The sequence below is a fragment of the Pseudomonas syringae genome (genome assembly GCF_023278085.1).
Classification (GTDB): domain Bacteria; phylum Pseudomonadota; class Gammaproteobacteria; order Pseudomonadales; family Pseudomonadaceae; genus Aquipseudomonas; species Aquipseudomonas syringae_Q.
Genome location: NZ_CP066265.1, coordinates 2153453 through 2173445, shown reverse-complemented (window position 1 = coordinate 2173445; position 19993 = coordinate 2153453). Strand labels below are relative to the sequence as shown.

Here is a 19993-nt window from a genome sequence, read left to right as displayed (position 1 = left end):
CGCGATCACAGGCTGGAGCGCAACGGAATCTCGTGGCGGGAGGACTCGGGTTGAACACTGTCGAGCCCCACCATCTCATCGTGGGCAACGGCCTGGGCCATGAACAGCTTCACATCCGGCACCGAAGAAAGCACCTTACGGGCTTCGTCCAGCGAGGCGACGTGCAGGGTTTTGCCGGTCGAGTCCTGGACAGGTACAGACTTGCCATCCACCAGTGCGTGGAGCACGTAGGATCCGCCTTCCATGGAGATCAGGTCGAGTTCCTGAACCTTTTTATCCTTCACATGCTTTGTCAGGTCTTGAATGTTCAAAGTCACACCTCCGTGGGCGTTCTGGAAATCAGCGCCTTGTAGAAATTGAGCCTGTGCCCGCGCGAACGTTCAGTTGTTTCAAGTGCGTCCGGCACAATCCTCCTGTGTGACTGCAGCATAAAGCGCCGCAACCGATGCTATTCTGCACCGCCACCGGGCGCAGGGCATGCGCCTTTTACGCGCCTTGTCCACATGAACATTCAAGGATAGACAGATGATTGATTTCAATAACAAGGGCTTCTTCAAACTCAAGCAGAATGACGAGTATGCAGAGCGGGTCAAGGATCTGTTACTGGATAACGAAGAAGTTATTGATGCCTACAAGTCCATGCGCGATGGCGTAGTGTTCACAACCAAACGCATTATTTCGGTCAATGTTCAGGGCCTGACCGGCAGCAAGAAAGACTTCACTTCCCTGCCGTACAAAAACATCGTGGCATGGTCGGTTGAAACGTCAGGCACCTTCGACCTGGACTCTGAACTGGAAATCTACTTCTCGGCCATCGGCAAGGTGAAATTCGAATTCACCGGCAAGACGTCGGTCGTGCAGATATCCAGATATATCTCTCAGCACTTGTTGGGCTAACAGCAACGCCAGCCTGCGCAAGATGCGCAGGCCTGTCTGCCCCGAACACTGCGTCACTTGCCCAACAACAGAGCCGCATCGAAGCCCATCCGCAAATTGCCCCAGTGGCGCCCCTCGAAAAAGAACGGCACATCGATTTCGGTCATGATCTCGCCGGTATCACGCAAGTAAGTCTGCAACAGGAAGCGCTGTTTGTTACCCGCTGCACGCAAGCCGATCGGGTCGGCGAACATGCGTTTGTTACGACACACCGGCAGGTCGATTTCGCGATTGCCGGTCGGTTTTTGCGACACCCAACTGTTGTTGACCGGGCAATAACCTTTGCTGTCTACGATGAACGTGACTTTCCCGCCTCGCGTGCCTTTGGTCAGCTTGTCGCATTCCTCCTGACAGACTTGCGCGAAACGCTCGGTGTAACCGGTGGTGTATTGCTTGGGGTCGGTACCCGGAATCAGCTTGTAGCTTTGATCAAACAGGTTGACGCCCTGTTTGTGCAACTCGGCCAGGCGCACTTGCAGAATGTCACGGCACTGGCTGGCACGGGTGATCGCTGCGTCCAGTTCGCCATGGCCCAGCACGAACCGGCCGAGTAGCGCCTGCACCTGTTCAGCCACACCAGACAGATCACGGGTCGCCGTCGCCGAATGTTGCATGCGCTGGTCAATGGCCTGGCTGTCGGAATAGATCCGCGTCACCCGCTCGTTGATGCCAGTATTGGTGGAGGCGAACTGCTGGATGTGCTCAGCGATATCGGCCAGTTTGTCATTGGTGGACTCGAAGTCGCCGATCATGCTTTCGAAATGACCTGAGGCGCGCTCCACCACCATCTGGGTTTCCCGGGCGCTGTGGCTGATCTGAATGGTCTGTTGGTGCGTGGAACTGACTTCCTCCAGCATCGCGTCGATGTTGCGGGAGATGTCTTCAGTCGCCCGGCTCACATTTTGCGCCAGGGTACGCACCTCGTCGGCCACCACGGCAAAGCCACGACCGCTCTCCCCGGCCCGTGCAGCTTCAATCGCCGCATTGAGAGCAAGCAAATTGGTTTGGGCAGAAATCTGCTGGATCAGCCCGACGATGGATTTGATGCTCGATGAACGCTGATTCAGCCCCGAGACCAGCGTACCGAACTCGTTGAGACTGCTGGATATCTGGCTGATGTTGCCGGTCACTTCCAGCAGTTCGGCGTATGAATCACGGGCCATGCTCAGGTTCTGCGCGGTGGTGCTGGAAATGCCCTGAGTCTGCTGCGAAACATCCTCGATGCTGCCCACCGCCATGTTGCTCTGATCCATGACTTCACGGGCAAAGCGCGCCTGATCGGTAGCGCTGTCACTGGAATCACTGATGTTTTTCAGCGAGCGTGCCGACTCGACCGCGATCTGCACCGTCAGCCCCTGAATGCTGCTGATAACCTCTCGCTGTTTGGCCAGAAAGCGGTTGCAGGTACTGGCCAGCACGCGAATTTCATCATGGGTGAGCAGTGGCAAGTCCTTTGACAGATCGCCCTCGCCGCTGGCGACCTCTTCCAGTGCACGGGTCATGGACAGGACCGGGCGCACGATCAGGTGGCGAAAATACCAGATCATGAAGCTGACCATCACCAGCGTGAAGAGCGTGCTCAGCAGAATGGCGTTACTCAGCGCATCAAGCTGGCCCTGTATCTGGCCCAGTGCGGCAGCGTCCATTTGCGTGCCACGCAATTGCAGCATGATGTCGGAGCGAATGCTCAAGGCCACCCCGTACAGCAGCGCGCTGACCAGGACGAGCAGAAAAAGACTTGATAGCTTCTTGGTCAGTGTGTCGAAAAACTGCCTTTCAACTGACTCATACAAAGCCTTTAACGTCTGCATTCTGCTGCTCCTGGGGTGCAAGGTGATTCACATGCGATGGTTAACGCCCGTCGACGCCAAAGCTTTAACGCATGAATTGCCATGCGCAGGCCTGAAACTACAGCCACACAGCTCAAGGCGCCTGATGCGCCTGATGCGCCTGATGCGCCGCAGAGTACTGCAGACCCGGGCTATTTGATATTAAAGACGAAAACGATCAACCGATTGCGAAAGCTGTCCGGCCACCCTCGCCTGACGTGAGCCGGTAACGCGACTATGGTGAACTGTTACACCTTTCGTGCCTAACGCAGGAGCAAGTACCGTGCCTGACAAGAAGTTAACCACCGACCTCGCTTACCGTCCCCGTCTTGCCGACCTCAAACCCCTGACGTCCAGCTCCGCATTGCTCGAGCCACAGGCGCTTGCCGCACCTCGCACTACACCGGCAAGTGACTTGAAGAAGCGCAAGGGGTATGCCGACGACTTCCTTGGCGACTTCATCGTGCCCTGGCCTTCTACAGATGAGGAACTGGCACCTGATGTCTATCCACTGGAAAACACCGGCAATCGCCTCGATTACACGCACTTTTCCATCACCATGTCGCGCAGCCGGCGTTTGGCGCTTTATGTCGGCGTCAATATCGATGGCGCCAGCAGCGTAGAGGTCAAACGCAGCAAGGACGCCTGGTCATTTGACGGCCGCTTGCCCGCCGAAGCGCAGATCGGCGAAAACGTGTACGCCGACAATTTGCTGGATCGCGGTCATCTGGTCAGGCGTCAAGACCCCAATTGGGGCAAGGAAGCCGAAGTGGCCAACGGTGACACGTTCCATTTCACCAACTGCTCGCCGCAGATGGGCGCGTTCAATCAGAAGACCTGGCTGGAGCTTGAGGACTACATCCTCGATAACACACGACGCTGGAAATCCCGGGTAACCGTGTTCACCGGGCCGGTGCTGCGTGACGACGATCGCAGTTACCGCAATATCAGAATTCCGTCAGCGTTCTGGAAGGTGGTGGCATTTCTCGGCGACGATGGCAAGCCCTCGGCCAGCGCCTACATGATCGATCAGACCACTGAACTGGGTAAGCTGGACATCATGTTCGGCCCGCTCAGAACCTGGCAACGCAGCGTCGCGCAGATCGAACAACTCACCGGCATTCGTTTTGGCGATCTGTCCGCTTACGACGGTTTCTCCAACGAAGAGCGCCTGACCGGCACCCGCATCGAAGCGCAGATCCGTGGGCCGCAGGATATTCGGGTGTGACGTACTTGAGGGCTGCACGACCATAGCGTCACGCAGCCCTCTGTTTTTGCAGACGATCAGCGAAAGTGGCGGGTGACCGCGTCCGGCGCATTCGGTACATCCATATTGATCTTGCGCCACGCAGCCTGGGCAAAGCTGTACACCGAAAACGCAATCAGCCCCAGCGCCACGATCAGCAACACCAGCCCACCGGCAGGCAGTTCCTGCAAGCCATTGAGCGCGTCTTTCATGCCTGGCGGGTGCATGGCCTGATAGCTGGAGCCACTGACAGCCAGCAACACGGCAATTTCAATGAACGCTACGCCACGAGCTATCAGGCCGAAGCGCGAGACCGGGCGAACGTACTTCATGACGTCTTCGTCAGCCTCGAAATACTTCTCGAAAGAGGCCTTGTAGCCCTTGATGATATGCACGATGCCCAACCCCAGTGGCACCAGCGCAACCACATAAACCAGCAGGTTGGAGTGATCCCACGACAAAATCGAAGCCAGCAGGTCCTTGGTCTGGCTGCCGCCCGAGCCACCCGAGCTTTTCAGCCCGCTCACCAGTAGGCCAAGCGCGAACAACGCCAGCGCCCCGTAGGTGAAACCGCCCACCAGCAGCCCGCCCCGAATCACCAGCCCCTTGAATTCGCGGCCATGGTGGTCGACATCGCGCGTGGCTTGCAGCACTCGCCAGGCCGCGAAGGCCAGAAGACCGACCACCACCAACCCGACCAGCACGTTGCCGAACGGCTGACTCAACAACGCCTCCAGACTGCTGTGGCTGTCAGTCGGTTGCGACGAGCCCTGAGCTGCCAGAACAGCAAACAGGCCGATAATCAGATAAACCACACCACGGGCGGCATAACCGCCTCGTGCAAGTAAAACAAGGCCGCGTTGCGCCGACATAAATAACTATCCCTGAGAGTAATTACAGGAACAGACCCGGCATGTTCTCAGGGGTTCGACTCAATTGACGGCGCGCACACTGCACGCCGCCGTCTGACGCTGATCGATCAGGCGAATGTGGCTCCGCGAGCATTTACAAACACCGAATAAAGCGAATGGCTGCTGGCCATAAAGAGCCGATTGCCCTCGCGCCCGCCGAAGCAGACATTGGCGCAGCGCTCCGGCAAGCTGATATGGCCGATGGCTTTACCTTGCGGATTGAACACCCGCACCCCGTCAAGCTTCTCCATATCAGCCCTGGGATCACCGTTACCACCCCATCCACACCACAAATTGCCGCTCTCGTCGCACTTGATGCCGTCAATGGCCGCGTACTCCAGGCCTTCAATGTGCTTGCGCCGAGCGCCAAGCGTGCCATCGTCATTAACCGCTATCGCCCAGATGAGTCCATTGGGTTTTGCACGACCTTCGACCACATACAAGGTTTTCTCGTCCGGCGAAAAGCACAGCCCGTTGGGGCCTGCCAGATCGTCGATCACCCGGCTGACTGTGCCGTTCGCAGGGTCGATGCGATAGACCCCGAACGGCTGCTCCTGCCTGACCTTGCGACCTTCGTAGTCGCTGTTGGCCTGAAAGGTCGGATCGGTGAACCAGATCGAGCCGTCACGTTTACAGGCGATATCATTGGGAGAGTTGAAAGGCTTGCCGTCAAAGCTGTCGGCCAGCACGGTGATGCGCCCGTTGTACTCGGTACGCGTTACACGTCGCCCCTCGTTGGTGGTGCTCGAACCTTCACAGACCAGCAAGCGGCCCTGACGGTCGCGGCACATGCCGTTGGAAAAATTCGAATGCTCGCGGTACACAGACAGCTCACCCGTCACCTCATCCCAGCGCATGATGCGGTTATTGGCGATGTCGCTGACCAGCAGATAGCGACCGTCGCCAATCCATACCGGCCCCTCGGCCCAGCGCATGCCGCTGGCCAGCTTCTCGACGCTGGCGTTGAAAATGCGTATGTCCATGAAGCTGTCATCCAGAGCGCTGACCAGCGGATCGGGATAGCGCTGGGTCAGCGGCTGGGCAAAGGACAAGCGCGGCAGCGAGCCAATGGCGGCCACGGTTGCCGAAACAGCCAGTGACTTTTTCAGAAAGCCCCGACGGTTTTGGTCGGTGACGGTATTTGAGGGGGTGAAATCCATAATGCATCTTCCTTGTTTTTTATAGTGGACCGAGCGTTGTTGCTGGACGGGGTGGTCTGCGCCCTGTCCAGATGTTGAGACCGCACCCACGGCAGATGAGTGCGACGGGCACACAAGAATGATTGAATGGTTTTGGTCTTGGGGGCTGATCCGGTAATCAGGTATCGTGCGCAGCCGAACCTTCTATGCACCCAGGTCTACGATGCCCTCAAGCAAACGTGAACAGGCCCGTACCGAGCGCCTTTTGGTCACTGCGCTGACACAAGCCTGCGAGACAGCCAAGTCTGAACTGCCCGGTTTTTGCTGGCTGACTCACGAGGTCGATTACGCAGCCTTCCCGGCCAGCCTGCAGGTGGTCTGGGTTTTCGATACGCTGGCAGACAAGCATGCCGCGCTGGAACGCGAGCTGGATGAGCGGATGATCGAGTTGACCGCTGAAGCGTTCGCAGAGGCGCAGGTGAAGGTGCCGAACGTCTCGGCGCATGTGCAGGTCGATTGTGAAGAGCAATGCCACATCGAGAACGGCGGTGACTGGCAGCAACGCATCAGGCGCAAATACACCAGGCGGGGTTGAAGATGGCCAAGGATATCGAAAACCCGTGCATTTCCGTGTGCCAGCTCAGTGGCGACCTATGCGTCAGTTGCGGGCGCACCAAGGATGACATTCGCAAATGGAAGCGCATGAAACGCCCGGAGAAGATGGCTGCCGTGCAACGTGCCGGCCAGCGTATGAAAAGCCTGCAAAAAAAGAGTATTTGATAGTCGAAAGTTTCACCTGCGCTCAGGAAACTTCTGGAAAACAGTTCATGTCAGAATGTTTCATGACTCGGTTACCTGGGGTCTGACAAACGACGGGAATATGACTCTTGACCAGCCATGCAGATCGCCGCAATACCTTGTCACTGGATAGCCTGAACTTCTTTCTCGCCGACGTGCGCGATGGCCTGGGTCCGTACCTGGCGATTTACCTGCTGGCGGTCCACAAATGGGACCCGGCAAGTATCGGCGTGGTCATGACCATCGCCGGTATCGCCGGCTTGCTGACCCAGACGCCTGCCGGCGCGCTGATCGACCGCACGCCCTACAAGCGCGCGATGATCGGCGTGGCGGCGTTGCTGGTAACGCTGAGCTGCCTGATTTTGCCCTTTACCTCGTCATTTACCCTCGTCGCCCTGACCCAGGCGCTGAGCAGCGTTGCCGCTTCGGTGTTCGCACCCGCCATCGCTGCCATATCGCTGGGCATTACCGGGCCGAAAGCGTTTACCCGGCGTACCGGGCGCAACGAGACCTTCAACCACGCGGGTAATGCTTGTGCAGCCTTGCTGGCAGGCGGCTTTGCCTATCTGTTTGGCCCGATTGCGGTGTTTTATCTGATGGCGGCCATGGCGCTGGCGAGCGTTATTGCGATCAGTTTTGTCTCCGCCGATGCGATTGATCATGACGTTGCGCGCGGCTTCGATGCCAGTCACGACTCCAGCGGTCATCAACCTTCCGGGCTGGCCGCACTCCTGAGTAACAAGCCGCTATTGATGTTTGGCATCTGCTGCGCGCTGTTCCACCTGGCCAATGCGGCGATGCTGCCGCTGGTAAGCCAGAAACTGTCACAGATCAACATGCAGATGGCGACGCCGCTGACGTCGGCGTGCATCGTTGCTGCGCAACTGGTCATGGTCCCGGCGGCGCTGCTGGTGGGGATGAAAGCGGATGTCTGGGGGCGCAAGCCGCTGTTGCTGGCCGGTTTTCTATTCCTGCCGATTCGTGGAGTGCTCTATACCCTGTCCGATGACCCGTACTGGCTGGTGGCGGTGCAGATGCTTGATGGTATCGGCGCAGGCTTGTTCGGTGCCCTGTTCCCATTGATGGTCAAGGATCTGACCCAGGGCAGTGGACGCTTCAACGTCAGTCTTGGCGCGCTGTCGACCCTGTTCGGCCTGGGCGCGGCGTTGAGCAACAGCCTGGCCGGTTTTGTGGTGCACGCGGCGGGCTATAGCGCAGCGTTCCTGACCCTGGCAGGGGTTGCGGCCGTTGCATTCGTGCTGTTATGGCTCGCTGTGCCGGAGACGCTTTCGCGCGCCAATAGCAAACCCGAGCTTAAACCGGATCATGCCGTAAGCACGTGAAGATGCTCATTCCAGCTTGACCGCTTGAACCTGCCAGCCCTCGCGCTGGCAGGTCGCGATAACCAGCCCGCGCCCTGCGCCGTCCAGCCCGCCGATCCACCGCCCAGCCTCGTCCCACATGCCGCTGCGCCCTGCCGACTCCCAGCCGCCAGTGGCGCCGCCGTGATTGGCCATCAGCACCGGTAAACGGTGACGCAGGGCGTGTCCCGCGAGCAACTCGGCATCCTGTTCAAAACCACCCGGCGAAATCAGCACGCTCGCGGCATACACCCACGCACCACCTTCTGCCATACGTCGCGCATGTTCGCAGCAAGTGAAATCGGCACACACGCACAGACCGATTCGTTGCTGATCAAGCGGCACATAACCGTCTTCGTCTCCGGCACTGAACACCGTGTCCTCGCCAGGGTGCAGGTATTGCTTGGCATAGCTGATGACATGGCCCTGAGCAGTGAATGTCAGTGCGCCGATCAGAACAGTATCGCCCTCGCCCCTGAGTGGCACGCCAAGGGTGGTCACCAGTCGCAACTTCACGGCCAGCGCCATTATCGGTTTCAGACGTGGATCGTCCGCAAGCAGCGCCAGCTCGCGAGCCAGATCCGGTTCGTAGCCTGTGAGTGACAGCTCGGGAAACAACAGGTAGGTCGCCCCTAAATCAGCCGCACGTTGCATGAACGCTAAATGCCCGGCGAGGTTCTGCTCGACATTTCCTCTTGTGGAACAAAACTGGGCTGCGGCGAGTATCGGAAATTTCACTGATTCTCCAGAGGACAGAAGGGTCGCAAGCAGGATATTAACTGACGCCCAACGCTTCGCTCACACACAGTTACATTTTCATCCACCACCCATGTTGTACGACGTCTTATCTTGACTGGCAGTGAATGACATCTCATTACAATAAAAACGGAGATTCAACGCATGCCGCTTACCCCGTCGCTCAAAGAACGCGCTACGTCTGCAGACGAACCTCGTTTCAAAAAGCTGGCCAAATTATTGGGCCCCGGCATTATCGCCGTGCTGTCCTGGCTGGGCGCTGGCGATCTGATTACATCCTCGGTGGCAGGTGCCAGCTATGGCTACGCCATGATGTGGGTGCTGGCGATTTCGCTGCTGCTCAGATTCCTCATCGTCAACATCATCGCCCGCTTCCAGCTCTGCAATAACCAGGGTATGACCATCCTCGGGGGTTATGCGCAACTGCACCCGCTCTTCGCCTGGTTCATGCTGGGCTATGCGTTGTTGATGGGCCATCTGATCAACGCTTACATGATCAAAGGTGCTGGTGAGGCGCTGGCCATGTTGCTGCACATCAATCAGCCGCTGCTCTGCTCGGTCGCGGTGGTGATTGCCGTGTGGCTGCTGGTGGGACGCAATATCTACACGATGATCGAAGGCGTCATGAAGGTATTGCTGGCAATCATGACCCTGGCGTTTCTCACCCTGGCGATCATGTCCGGCCCGGATGTCACCGGCATCATCAAGGGCACCATCGGTTTCAGTATTCCGCCTGATGAAGGGGTGCACGGCGCGCTGCTGGTGGCGGTCTCTGTGATCGGTGCCGTGGCCGGTTCCATTGCCAACTTTGTTCACCCCTACGTGATGCGTGAAAAAGGCTGGATCGGCCCCGAACACAAGCGTATCCAGCGTAACGATCTACTGTTTGCCGTGATCGTCGGCATCATCATAAACCTGGCAATCTGGGTGGTGGGCGTCGAAGTCCTGCGGCCCAACGGCATTCAGGTCAATACGTTGGCTGACCTGGGCAAAGCGCTGGAAATATTCTTCGGCCCGCTGGGCTGGTACATCTTTTTCATCGGCGTGTTCGCCACGCTGTTTGCCAGTATTTCAGGCAAGACCACCGCCTTTCCGATGTTGATCACTGATGCTTTCCAGCACATCTGCCCGAAGCGCCGCGAGCGCTACGGCAAGGTGTTTCACAATGACCCGATGCACAAGTGGTTCATGCTGTTCATTTTGGTGACCCCACTGATTTGGTCGCTGCCCGGCATGCCGGATTTCGTGACCCTGACCCTGGGCGTCAATGCACTGAATATCGTGGGGCTGCCGGTCATTTCGCTGGGGCTGCTGATCATGTCCAATCAGAAGTCGCTGCTGAGCAAGGAATACCGCAACAACTGGTTCGAGAACATTGCGCTGACCTTTGCCACTGGATTGGCACTGTGGGTGGCGTTTCAACTGGGGAGTGAATTAATGGCGTAGCTCACAAGGGTCCATTTCCTTACCCGGAATGGACCCTTGATGATTTCTTTTTCCACGCCCGCCTCTGGCCGAAAGGACAGGCTGCCCTGCTGACAGATCCCACGACGACCCCCTGCCATCAACAAACAACAATTATTCTCAAAGGAGATGTTATATTATATCAATAAACATCAGGAAGTCTCACATGTCGTCTCGTAGAATCGTGTCTCTGGCAGGCTTGGCAATCGGGGTATTGGGCAATCACAGTTACGCGGAAGAACAGCCACAGACCATTGAGCTGGAAAGCATCAACGTCACCTCCGACTATCAGTACGAGACCGCCACCAGCCCGGTTCAGGGCTATCGTGCCACCCGCTCGGCCACTGCCACCAAAACCGATACCGCGCTCCAGGACATCCCGCAGTCAATCAGCGTGGTGCCTGCCTCTGTGCTCAAGGATCTGGGCAGCAACAGCGTCGAGCGTGCACTGGAGTTTGCGGGCGGGGTGTCGAAGCAGAACAACTTCGGCGGCCTGACGCTTTACGAGTACAGCATCCGTGGCTTCAGCACGTCCGAGTTCTACAAGGACGGTTTCAGCGCCAACCGTGGTTATCCGACGACGCCAGATGCCGCAAACATCGAGCGTATCGAAGTGCTGAAAGGCCCGGCCGCCAGCCTGTATGGCCGTGGCGATCCAGGCGGCACGGTCAACATCGTGACCAAAAAGCCCCAGCGCGAAGCATTTACCACCTTGCAGACCAGCGCGGGGAGTTGGGATCGCTACCGCACTGCGCTGGACGTCAACACGCCGCTGGACGCAGACGGCAACCTGTTGTCGCGGGTCAACCTGGCGGTCGAGGACAACAACAGTTTTCGCGATCATGTCGAGAGTAAAAGGGTTTTCGTCGCGCCGTCCTTCAGCTGGCAACTGAACCCTGACACCAGTCTGCTGGTGGAAACCGAATTCGTCCGGCATACATCCACCTTCGACCGTGGCGTAGTCGCCCCCAATGACAAATGGAGTGGCGTGTCCCGCTCAACCTTCCTCGGCGAACCGGACGACGACATCGACAATGACAACAACATGGTTCAGTTCGCCCTCGACCATCAGCTCAATGACGTGTGGTCGTTGCGTCTGGCAAGCCATTACAAGCAGGGCGAGATGTCAGGCTTTGCCAGCGAGGCGCGCCCGCTGAATGCCGACGGGCGCACTGTCAACCGCCGCTATCGCGAACGCGATAACAACTGGCATGACAGCATCACCCAGCTGGAATTGCGCGGTCGTTTCGAAGGCATGGGGGTCGAGCACGAGGTGCTGATCGGCAGCGAATACGAGAACTACCGCAAGAACGAACGGGTCACGACTATCGCGGGCAGCCCTTATGCCATCGACATCTACCACCCGGTCTATGGCCAGCCAAAGCCCAACGGCGCACGCTCCGGCACCGACTTCTATGAGCACATCGAAAGCCGTGCGCTGAATCTGCAGGACCAGATCGTCTTTACCGACAAACTGCGCGGCATGATCGGCGCACGCTACGAACATTTCGATCAACAGGTCGACGACTTCACCACCAACGCCACTTCAAGCCAGCGTCAGGATGCGTTCACGCAACGCGCCGGGCTGCTTTATCAGCTCACTCCGCAGGTGGGTCTGTTCGCCAATGCATCGACCTCGTTCAAGCCCAATAACGGCCTGGACGCAGCCGGCAAGACCTTCGACCCGGAACAGGGCGTCGGCTACGAAGCCGGGATCAAGAGCGAGCTGTTCGATGACCGCCTGAGCACCACCCTCGCCGCCTTCCATATCGAGAAGGAAAACGTGCTGGCGCTGGACCCCGGCACTGACACCAATCGCGCAGTGGGCAAGGCACGCAGCCAGGGCGTCGATGTGCAATTCTCCGGGCAAATCACTGACGCCGTGCGGGTGATCGGGGCGTTCGCCTATATCGATGCCGAAGTCACCAAGGGTGACCGGACCCTCCCGGCAGGCAGCCCCATCCTCGGTGTTGCCAAACACAGCGGCAGTTTGCTGAGCGTCTATGAGTTTCAGGAAGGCGTATTGCGCGGCTCGGACGTGGGCGCTGCATACACCTACGTCGGCGACCGCTCAGGGCAGTCCGGCACTGATTTCGAGCTACCCGCTTATCAGACCGTAGACCTGCTGGCGCACTACAAGGCCAGTGAGAACGTCACAGTCGGCCTGAACCTGAACAATATTTTCGATGAAAAATACTACGAGCGCTCCTACAGCAACTACTGGGTCGCGCCCGGTGAGCCACGTAATTTCACGGTCAGCCTCACACTCAACCTTTGATCCCAAACCCACTCGACTTCCAGTACTAAGGATTCATCATGCTTGCAGCAAAACCTTTTCTGACCCTGGGCCTGCTCAGCGCACTGTTCGCCACTCAGGTCAGCGCCCACGGGCTGTGGACCGAACAGCGACGTGGCAATATCGAAGTGGTTTACGGCCACGGCGCGGAAGACAATGCCTTCAAGGCACAGAAAGTCAGCGGTGCCTGGGCTTACGATCGTCAGGGCAAAATGATCCCGGTCACGGTGCAACGCCTTGAGGATCATGCGCGGCTGGTACCGCTCAAGCCGCCTGCGGTAATGTCCGTGGCGCTGGATAACGGCATGTGGACGCGCAACGCCGAGAAAAAGTGGATCAACGAAGGCCGCAGCAAAGTGCCAAACGGCACCGACTCGATTCATACCTTCAAATACAGCCTGGCGATCTATGAAGAAGGCGCGCACCTCCCAGCGTTTTCGAAGCTCAATTTCGTCATCGTGCCGCAGGCGGACCCCATGAAAGTCGGCGTCGGCAAGCCGTTACCGGTGCGCGTACTGCTCGACGGCAAACCCGCTGCCGGTATCAAATTGATCGGCGATTACCGCAGCGCACCCGACGTGGTCAGCGCCGAAACCGACGCCCAAGGCCTGGCCAAGGTGATAGTGCGTAACGAGGGGCTGAATATCATTGCCGCCGAGGTCACTCTGCCGGTCAAGGACAATGCGGATATTGCCGAGCGAGGCCTGTTCACCTCACTGACGTTTGTCGGTGAGGCGCATCACGACTGACCCCCTTTGCGAAATTGAGAAACGCCTGATCCAGGCGTTTCCTTCCCTGAACAGAGTCGAATTGGCTGTGCAGCAGCCTCCTGAAGACATCCGACGACCGCCCAGACACCCATCATATTCCTTCAAGTAAACAAAGTTTCCAGAAACCTCTGGACGCTGCATTTCCTTTCGCCTATAAAACAGCCTTCAAGAATATTAAATTCCTGTAGAGAATTTTATTCACCAGGGATAGACCTCTGTATCTGACTTTTTCGCCCTTGTACCGAGCTGCCGCCACCCTCCAGAGGACACGCCATGCAACACGAAAAGAACCATTTCATCCTGAAGATCAGCTGCCCGGCGACCTCCGGCATTGTCGCGGCAGTGACTTCCTACCTGGCTGGCAACAGCTGCTACATCGGTGAAATGGCCCAGTTCGATGACGAGTTCAGCGGCACCTTTTTCATGCGCGCGGTGTTCCGTTTCAACGACAGCCATGACGGCGATATCCAGCAGTTGAAAGCCGGATTCGAAGCCGCTGTGGCCAGGGATTTTGCGATGCAATGGGAGCTGCATGACACGCGACGCCCGATGCGCGTGCTGCTGATGGTGAGCAAGTTCGATCACTGCCTGACGGACCTGCTGTATCGCCATCACAAGGGCGAAATGGACATGACCATCACGGCCATCGTGTCCAATCACCTGGACCTGCGACCCATGGCCGAGCGTGAGGGTATTCGTTTCATCTACTTGCCTGTGACCAAAGACACCAAGGTGGCGCAGGAGGCTGCGCTGATGAAAGTGGTCGACGAAACCGGCACCGAACTGGTGGTGCTGGCGCGCTACATGCAGATTCTCTCTGACGACCTGTGCAAGCAGCTGGCGGGTCGGGCGATCAATATTCATCACTCGTTTCTGCCGGGTTTCAAGGGCGCCAAGCCTTATCACCAGGCTTACGAGCGTGGCGTGAAGCTGATCGGCGCCACCGCGCATTACGTCACCAGCGACCTGGACGAAGGTCCGATCATCGAGCAGGAAGTGCAGCGTGTCGATCATGTCTACCTGCCCGATGATCTGGTCGCCGCAGGCCGCAACAACGAAACCATCGCGCTTTCCCGGGCGGTGAAATACCACCTGGAACACCGGGTGTTTCTCAACACTGACCGAACGGTGATCTTCCGATGAGCGCCCGAATCATCGACGGCAAGGCGGCTGCGGCCCGCGTTCTGCAACAGGTCAGGGATGACGTGCAAAACCTGAAGGATGACGGCATCGAACCGGCACTCGCCGTCATTCTGGTGGGTGATGACCCGGCCAGCGAAGTGTACGTGCGCAACAAGATTCTGCGCGCCAGGGAAGCCGGCATTCGCTCGCTGGAACACCGACTGTCGGCCGACAGCAGCCAGGCACGCTTACTGGCGTTGATTGCCGAATTGAACGCTGACAACACGGTAAACGGCATTCTCCTGCAACTGCCCCTGCCCGCCCATATCGAGGAAAGTCTCGCCCTGCAGGCCATTGACCCAGGCAAGGACGTCGACGGTTTTCACAGTGAAAACGTCGGTGGCCTCAGCCAGGGACGCGACGTGCTGACGCCGTGCACCCCCAGCGGCTGCCTGCAGTTGCTCAAAGAGACCTGCGGCGATCTGACCGGCAAACATGCGGTGGTCATCGGTCGCTCCAATATCATCGGCAAACCCATGGCCGCCCTGCTGCTGCGGGCGCACTGCTCGGTCACCGTGGTGCATTCGCGCAGCACGGATGCCAAGGCTTTGTGCCAATTGGCAGACATCGTCGTCGCCGCCGTCGGTCGGCCGCGCATGATCGATGCCGGCTGGCTGAAGCCCGGCGCGGTGGTGATCGATGTGGGCATCAATCGTATTGAGGACCAGGGCCGTAGCCGCCTGGTGGGCGACGTCGATTTCGACAGCGCCCTCGGCGTCGCCTCTGCCATCACGCCCGTGCCCGGTGGCGTCGGCCCGATGACCATCGCCTTTCTGATGAAGAACACAGTGACCGCTGCCAGACAGCAAGCCCACGCGCAACGCAGCCAATCGGAGGCCGTATGCCTTTCAATCTACTGAAATACGGGCTCAGCCCGGAGTACCCGGTCGAGGTGGATCTGCCTGCGCCCAAGGAGCTCAAATCCTCTTATGACGTGGTCATCATCGGCGGCGGCGGTCATGGGCTGGCCACGGCTTACTACCTGTCGAAATACCACGGCATCACCAACATTGCGGTGCTGGAAAAAGGCTATCTGGGCGGCGGCAATACGGCGCGCAACACGGCGGTGATTCGCTCCAATTACCTGACCAGCGAAGGCGTGAAGTTCTACGCCGAGTCAGTGAAGATGTTCCAGGGCCTGTCCAACGAATTCGACTTCAACATCATGTATTCCGAGCGCGGCCAACTGACCCTAGCGCACACCGATGCCACCGTACGTTCGTTCCGCCAGCGGGCCGAGGTCAACAAGCATTTCGGGGGGCGTACCGAGATGATCGACCGCCAGCAGATCCGCGAGCTGGTGCCGAGCCTGAATCTGGACCCTGGTCATCTGCCGGTGCTTGCTGGCCTGTGGCACCTCGACGGCGGCACCGCGCGGCACGACGCGGTCGCGTGGGGCTACGCCAAGCAGGCGGCCAAGCGTGGCGTGGAAATTCATCAACTGACCGAAGTGCAGGAGTTGGTGATCGAGAACGGCGCCATCACTGCCGTCAAAACCAATCGCGGCACCATCCGGTGCGGCTGCGCCGTACAAGCGGTCGCGGGCATGAGCTCGCAGATGATGAAAAAAGCCGGAATCCGCTCGCCGATCCAGACCTTCCCGTTGCAAGCCATGGTCACCCAGCCCTTCAAGCCCTTCCTCGACCCGCTGGTCAGTTCCTCGGCCCTGCACTGCTATGTGCAGCAGACCAGCCGTGGCGAAGTGGTGTTTGGTGGCGGTTCCGATCCGTACCCGCTGTTCAACAGCCGCTCGACGCTGGACCTCAAGGAAAGCCTGCTGGCCCACGCCATAGAGATGTTTCCGTTTCTGGCCAACGCCAAACTGATGCGCCAATGGGCCGGGATCACTGACATGACCCCGGATTACAGCCCGATCATGGGCCTGTCGCCGGTGAAGAACTATTACCTGGACGCAGGCTGGGGCACCTGGGGCTTCAAGGCCACGCCCATCTGCGGCAAGACCATGGCCGAGCTGGTCGCCAGCGGCGGCAAAGTACCGGAGCTGATCAAACCGTTTGGTCTGGAGCGCTTTTCGACCTTTCAGCAAGTCAACGAAATGGGCGCGACAGCGGCCAGTCACTGACGGAGAGCGACACATGAAAATCATGACCTGCCCGCTCAACGGGCCGCGCAATATCAGCGAGTTCACCTACGGCGGCGAATTCAAACCCATGCCCGATCCGCAGACCTGCAGCGACAACGAATGGGCCGACTACGTGTTCAACAGTGAAGACACGCTCGGCGTGGTGTGCGAGTGGTGGATGCACAACCCGTCCAGCTACTGGTTTCTGGCCGAGCGCCATACCGGCAGCGACGAGATCATTCGCACCTTCGACCCGCGAGACGTATTCACCACCCGGGTCGACTTCACAGCCGCGCCCGCCAAGGAGATCGCAGGATGACGCCCCCCGACCGCCTGCCCGCCCCCATGGGCCTGCTGATCGATCGCAACCAGCCGCTGACGTTCACGTTCGACGGCAAAACCTATCAGGGACTGCAAGGCGACAGCATCGCCAGCGCGCTATTGGCCAACGGTCGGTTCCTGCTCTCGCGCTCGTTCAAATACCACCGCCCGCGTGGCCCGCTGACCATGGCCGGGCAGGACGCCAACAGCCTGATCCAGTTGCCCCACGAGCCCAATGTGCTGGCCGACACGTTTGCCTTGCAGGAAGGACTGCGCGCCAGCGGGCAGAACTTTAACGGTTCGCTGGACAACGACAAGGATGCGTACCTGGGCAAGTTCTCGAAATTCATGCCGGTGGGCTTCTACTACCGCTCGTTCTACAAGCCGAAAGGCATGTGGAAGGTCTGGGAGCCGATCATTCGCAAGAAGGCAGGCCTCGGCGTGCTGGACCTGAATTTCCAGCCTGAATATTACGACAAGGCTTACCTGTTCACTGATCTGGCCGTTATTGGCGCAGGGCCTGCGGGATTGCAGGCCGCGCTGACCGCCGCCAATGCCGGGGCCAAGGTGCTGCTGATCGAACAGCAGCCGATTCTCGGCGGCTCGCTGACCTACGCCCGTTTCGATATCGACGGCCTGCATGCCGAGCAATTGCGCCGCGAACTGGTCGCTGCGGTAGCCGCGCATGACAATATTCAGGTGCTCAGGCAAGCCACCTGCAATGCCTGGTTCACCGACAACTACCTGCCAGTGATTCAGGGCAAACGGCTGTACAAAGTACGCGCCACGCAATGCCTGGTGTGTAGCGGATCGCTGGATCAGCCAGTGATTTTCCGTAACAACGATCTGCCCGGCGTAATGCTGACCAGCGCCGTGCAGCGCCTGATGAAACTGTACGCAGTCAAACCGGGCAAACGCGCGGTGGTGCTGACTGGCAACGATGACGGTTACCTCGCCGCACTGGATTTGCACGATCAGGGCGTGGAGGTAGTCGCCGTTGCCGACATGCGCACCAATCCTGCTGATCGAGGGTTACAGCTCGCGCTGGAGAAACGCGGCATCGTTTGCCACATGAGCACTACGGTCTACGAGGCGCTGCACGAAAAAGGCATGCGCCATGTAAGCGGTGCCGAACTGCGCAAGATCACTGGTCAGGGCGAGGTGGCAGGCAACGGCGTCACGGTGGACTGCGACCTGCTGTGCATGTCGGGCGGTTACATGCCGATGTATCAATTGCTCTGTCAGGCAGGCGGCAAACTTGCCTACGACGACCAACACGCCGAATTCGCCCTCAGCGGCCTGCCGCAGAATCTTGGCATCGCCGGTTCGGTGAACGGTTATCACGCGCTGGACAACGTGCTGACCGACGCCACCAACGCCGCTGCCAAAGTGGCGTCGGCGCTGGATCTGGAGACAACCGGCAGTACGGCTACTTTGCGCACTGAAGCAAAGGTCAATTTCAGCTGGCCGATCTTCCCCCATCCCAAGGGCAAGGATTTCGTCGATTTCGACGAAGACCTGCAGGTGCGCGATATCGTCAACGCCACACGCATCGGCTATCGCGACATCCAGTTGGTCAAACGTTATTCCACGGTCGGCATGGGCCCGTCACAAGGCCGTCACTCGGCGCTGCCGACCGCACGACTGGTCGCCGCGTCAACCCGGCGCAGCGTCAGCGAAACCGGTGTCACCACTGCCCGTCCGCCTTTCGAGGCCGAGAAGCTGGCCCATGTGGCAGGTCGCGCTTTCGACCCGTACCGTCAGACCCCGATGCATCAACGCCACGTGCAGGCTGGGGCGAAAATGATGCCTGCCGGGATCTGGCAGCGCCCCGCGTTCTACGGCAAACCATCGCAGCGTGATGCCTGCATGCAGCAAGAAGCACTGCATGTGCGCAACAAGGTCGGCATCATCGACGTCTCGACGCTCGGCGGCCTGGACGTGCGCGGCCCGGATGCCGCCGAACTGCTCAACCGCCTGTATACGTTCGCGTTCCTCAAGCAGCCGGTGGGTCGCTCGCGCTATGCGCTGATGACCAACGAACAGGGCGTGGTGATCGACGACGGCGTGTGCGCACGTTTTGCCGAGCAACACTTTTACGTCACCGCCACCACCAGCGGCGTGGACCGTATCTACCAGCAGATGCTCAAGTGGAACGCTCAATGGCGTCTGAACGTGGACATCACCAACGTCACGGCAGCGATTGCAGCGGTCAACGTCGCAGGCCCGGATTCACGCAAGGTGCTGGAACAGGTGTGCAGCGATCTTGACCTGTCCGCCGAGGGTTTCCCCTACCTCGGCGTCCGTCAGGGCACGGTTGCGGGCATCAAGGCGCGACTGCTGCGGGTCGGTTTTGTCGGCGAACTCGGTTATGAAATCCACGTTCCGGCACGTCACGCCCTCAAACTCTGGGATGCGCTGACCGAAGCGGGCAAACCGTTCGACCTGCGCCCGTTTGGCGTCGAGACCCAGCGTCTGTTACGTCTGGAAAAAGGCCATGTGATCATCAGTCAGGACACCGATGGCATGACCCATCCGGCGGAGATCGATATGGGCTGGGCGGTCAGCCGCAGCAAGCCGTTCTTCGTCGGCCGTCGTTCGGTGGACATCCTCGAAGCGCTGCCGCAGAAGCGCAAGCTGGTGGGCTTCACGCTGCCCAAGGCCAGCCCGCTGCCGCTGGAAGGCCATCTGGTGCTCAAAGGTCCAGACATCAGCGGTAACGTGACCTCCTGCGAATACTCGCAGACCCTCGACATGATCATCGGCATGGCGTACGCCGCGTTCGACCAGAGCACGCCCGGCCAGCAGATTCCGATCCGCGTCGAGGACGGCGTGGTGGTTCAGGCGACCGTCGTGAAACTGCCCTTCTTCGATCCTGAAAACCAGCGTCAGGAGCTCTGA

The 19993-nt window shown here is 59.0% G+C and carries 18 protein-coding genes; 13 read left to right on the top strand and 5 right to left on the bottom strand.

Annotation, left to right across the window (positions count from 1 at the left end; translation table 11 throughout):
- Positions 1–5 precede the first annotated feature (5 nt).
- Positions 6–317 carry a DUF6482 family protein gene (locus tag I9H07_RS09765; RefSeq protein WP_024673602.1) on the bottom strand — a complete coding sequence of 104 codons (312 nt, stop codon included), beginning with the start codon at positions 315–317 and terminating at the stop codon, positions 6–8.
- 208 nt (positions 318–525) lie between these two features.
- Between I9H07_RS09765 and I9H07_RS09760 the strand changes: the two genes are divergently transcribed.
- Positions 526–897, top strand: a complete 372-nt coding sequence (locus I9H07_RS09760; RefSeq protein WP_236424415.1) for a PH domain-containing protein — start codon at positions 526–528, stop codon at positions 895–897.
- Positions 898–950: 53 nt separating this feature from the next.
- Here the strand turns inward: I9H07_RS09760 and I9H07_RS09755 are convergent, their stop codons facing one another.
- Positions 951–2747, bottom strand: a complete 1797-nt coding sequence (locus I9H07_RS09755; protein ID WP_236424413.1) for a methyl-accepting chemotaxis protein — start codon at positions 2745–2747, stop codon at positions 951–953.
- 301 nt (positions 2748–3048) lie between these two features.
- Here I9H07_RS09755 and I9H07_RS09750 point away from each other — a divergent pair, with 301 nt between their 5' ends.
- Positions 3049–3993: a DNA/RNA non-specific endonuclease gene (locus I9H07_RS09750; RefSeq protein WP_236424411.1), complete on the top strand. Its 945-nt coding sequence runs from the start codon at positions 3049–3051 to the stop codon at positions 3991–3993.
- Positions 3994–4049: 56 nt separating this feature from the next.
- Here the strand turns inward: I9H07_RS09750 and I9H07_RS09745 are convergent, their stop codons facing one another.
- Entirely contained in the window at positions 4050–4883 is an 834-nt protein-coding gene (locus I9H07_RS09745; RefSeq protein WP_058823718.1) for a DUF1206 domain-containing protein, read from the bottom strand.
- Positions 4884–4990: 107 nt separating this feature from the next.
- The gene (locus tag I9H07_RS09740; RefSeq protein ID WP_058823719.1) at positions 4991–6082 is read right to left on the bottom strand and encodes an SMP-30/gluconolactonase/LRE family protein; all 1092 of its coding nucleotides are present in this window, start codon (positions 6080–6082) and stop codon (positions 4991–4993) included.
- Positions 6083–6284: 202 nt separating this feature from the next.
- On the opposite strand from I9H07_RS09740, the gene I9H07_RS09735 reads away from it, so the two are divergent.
- The 3 genes from I9H07_RS09735 (at position 6285) to I9H07_RS09725 (ending at position 8202) form a co-directional block, all read left to right on the top strand.
- A complete protein-coding gene (locus I9H07_RS09735) occupies positions 6285–6656 on the top strand; it encodes a hypothetical protein (RefSeq protein WP_058392243.1) in 372 nt (123 codons plus the stop codon).
- A gap of 2 nt (positions 6657–6658) precedes the next feature.
- Positions 6659–6841, top strand: coding sequence for a DUF1289 domain-containing protein (locus I9H07_RS09730; RefSeq protein WP_058392242.1), 183 nt, complete (start codon positions 6659–6661; stop codon positions 6839–6841).
- Between the two features lie 107 nt (positions 6842–6948).
- The gene (locus I9H07_RS09725) at positions 6949–8202 is read left to right on the top strand and encodes an MFS transporter (RefSeq protein WP_024673610.1); all 1254 of its coding nucleotides are present in this window, start codon (positions 6949–6951) and stop codon (positions 8200–8202) included.
- A gap of 6 nt (positions 8203–8208) precedes the next feature.
- Here I9H07_RS09725 and I9H07_RS09720 read toward each other — a convergent pair whose 3' ends face one another.
- On the bottom strand, positions 8209–8958 hold the full coding sequence (locus I9H07_RS09720) for a carbon-nitrogen hydrolase family protein (RefSeq protein ID WP_024673611.1): 750 nt from the start codon (positions 8956–8958) through the stop codon (positions 8209–8211).
- A 162-nt stretch (positions 8959–9120) separates the two neighbouring features.
- On the opposite strand from I9H07_RS09720, the gene I9H07_RS09715 reads away from it, so the two are divergent.
- From I9H07_RS09715 to I9H07_RS09680, 8 genes are all read left to right on the top strand, one after another.
- Positions 9121–10422, top strand: a complete 1302-nt coding sequence (locus I9H07_RS09715; protein WP_024673612.1) for an Nramp family divalent metal transporter — start codon at positions 9121–9123, stop codon at positions 10420–10422.
- 184 nt (positions 10423–10606) lie between these two features.
- A complete protein-coding gene (locus tag I9H07_RS09710) occupies positions 10607–12718 on the top strand; it encodes a TonB-dependent siderophore receptor (protein ID WP_236424409.1) in 2112 nt (703 codons plus the stop codon).
- 38 nt (positions 12719–12756) lie between these two features.
- Positions 12757–13485: a DUF4198 domain-containing protein gene (locus I9H07_RS09705; RefSeq protein WP_236424408.1), complete on the top strand. Its 729-nt coding sequence runs from the start codon at positions 12757–12759 to the stop codon at positions 13483–13485.
- Positions 13486–13779: 294 nt separating this feature from the next.
- The gene (purU, locus tag I9H07_RS09700; protein WP_236424406.1) at positions 13780–14649 is read left to right on the top strand and encodes a formyltetrahydrofolate deformylase; all 870 of its coding nucleotides are present in this window, start codon (positions 13780–13782) and stop codon (positions 14647–14649) included.
- Positions 14646–15548: a bifunctional methylenetetrahydrofolate dehydrogenase/methenyltetrahydrofolate cyclohydrolase FolD gene (gene folD, locus I9H07_RS09695; RefSeq protein ID WP_236424403.1), complete on the top strand. Its 903-nt coding sequence runs from the start codon at positions 14646–14648 to the stop codon at positions 15546–15548. The genes purU and folD overlap by 4 nt, the downstream gene beginning before the upstream one ends.
- Positions 15530–16771 carry an FAD-dependent oxidoreductase gene (locus I9H07_RS09690; RefSeq protein ID WP_024673617.1) on the top strand — a complete coding sequence of 414 codons (1242 nt, stop codon included), beginning with the start codon at positions 15530–15532 and terminating at the stop codon, positions 16769–16771. Before folD ends, I9H07_RS09690 begins: the two co-directional genes overlap by 19 nt.
- A 13-nt stretch (positions 16772–16784) precedes the next feature.
- The gene (locus tag I9H07_RS09685; RefSeq protein WP_236424401.1) at positions 16785–17090 is read left to right on the top strand and encodes a sarcosine oxidase subunit delta; all 306 of its coding nucleotides are present in this window, start codon (positions 16785–16787) and stop codon (positions 17088–17090) included.
- The gene (locus tag I9H07_RS09680) at positions 17087–19993 is read left to right on the top strand and encodes a 2Fe-2S iron-sulfur cluster-binding protein (protein ID WP_236424399.1); all 2907 of its coding nucleotides are present in this window, start codon (positions 17087–17089) and stop codon (positions 19991–19993) included. Before I9H07_RS09685 ends, I9H07_RS09680 begins: the two co-directional genes overlap by 4 nt.

Coding starts and splice junctions, on each gene's coding strand:
- I9H07_RS09760 (WP_236424415.1), top strand. CDS start 526: ATGATTGATTTCAATAACAAGGGCTTCTTCAAACTCAAGCAGAATGAC.
- I9H07_RS09705 (WP_236424408.1), top strand. CDS start 12,757: ATGCTTGCAGCAAAACCTTTTCTGACCCTGGGCCTGCTCAGCGCACTG.
- I9H07_RS09755 (WP_236424413.1), bottom strand. CDS start 2,747: ATGCAGACGTTAAAGGCTTTGTATGAGTCAGTTGAAAGGCAGTTTTTC.
- I9H07_RS09710 (WP_236424409.1), top strand. CDS start 10,607: ATGTCGTCTCGTAGAATCGTGTCTCTGGCAGGCTTGGCAATCGGGGTA.
- purU (WP_236424406.1), top strand. CDS start 13,780: ATGCAACACGAAAAGAACCATTTCATCCTGAAGATCAGCTGCCCGGCG.
- I9H07_RS09715 (WP_024673612.1), top strand. CDS start 9,121: ATGCCGCTTACCCCGTCGCTCAAAGAACGCGCTACGTCTGCAGACGAA.
- I9H07_RS09680 (WP_236424399.1), top strand. CDS start 17,087: ATGACGCCCCCCGACCGCCTGCCCGCCCCCATGGGCCTGCTGATCGAT.
- I9H07_RS09690 (WP_024673617.1), top strand. CDS start 15,530: ATGCCTTTCAATCTACTGAAATACGGGCTCAGCCCGGAGTACCCGGTC.
- I9H07_RS09730 (WP_058392242.1), top strand. CDS start 6,659: ATGGCCAAGGATATCGAAAACCCGTGCATTTCCGTGTGCCAGCTCAGT.
- I9H07_RS09745 (WP_058823718.1), bottom strand. CDS start 4,883: ATGTCGGCGCAACGCGGCCTTGTTTTACTTGCACGAGGCGGTTATGCC.
- I9H07_RS09735 (WP_058392243.1), top strand. CDS start 6,285: ATGCCCTCAAGCAAACGTGAACAGGCCCGTACCGAGCGCCTTTTGGTC.
- folD (WP_236424403.1), top strand. CDS start 14,646: ATGAGCGCCCGAATCATCGACGGCAAGGCGGCTGCGGCCCGCGTTCTG.
- I9H07_RS09740 (WP_058823719.1), bottom strand. CDS start 6,082: ATGGATTTCACCCCCTCAAATACCGTCACCGACCAAAACCGTCGGGGC.
- I9H07_RS09685 (WP_236424401.1), top strand. CDS start 16,785: ATGAAAATCATGACCTGCCCGCTCAACGGGCCGCGCAATATCAGCGAG.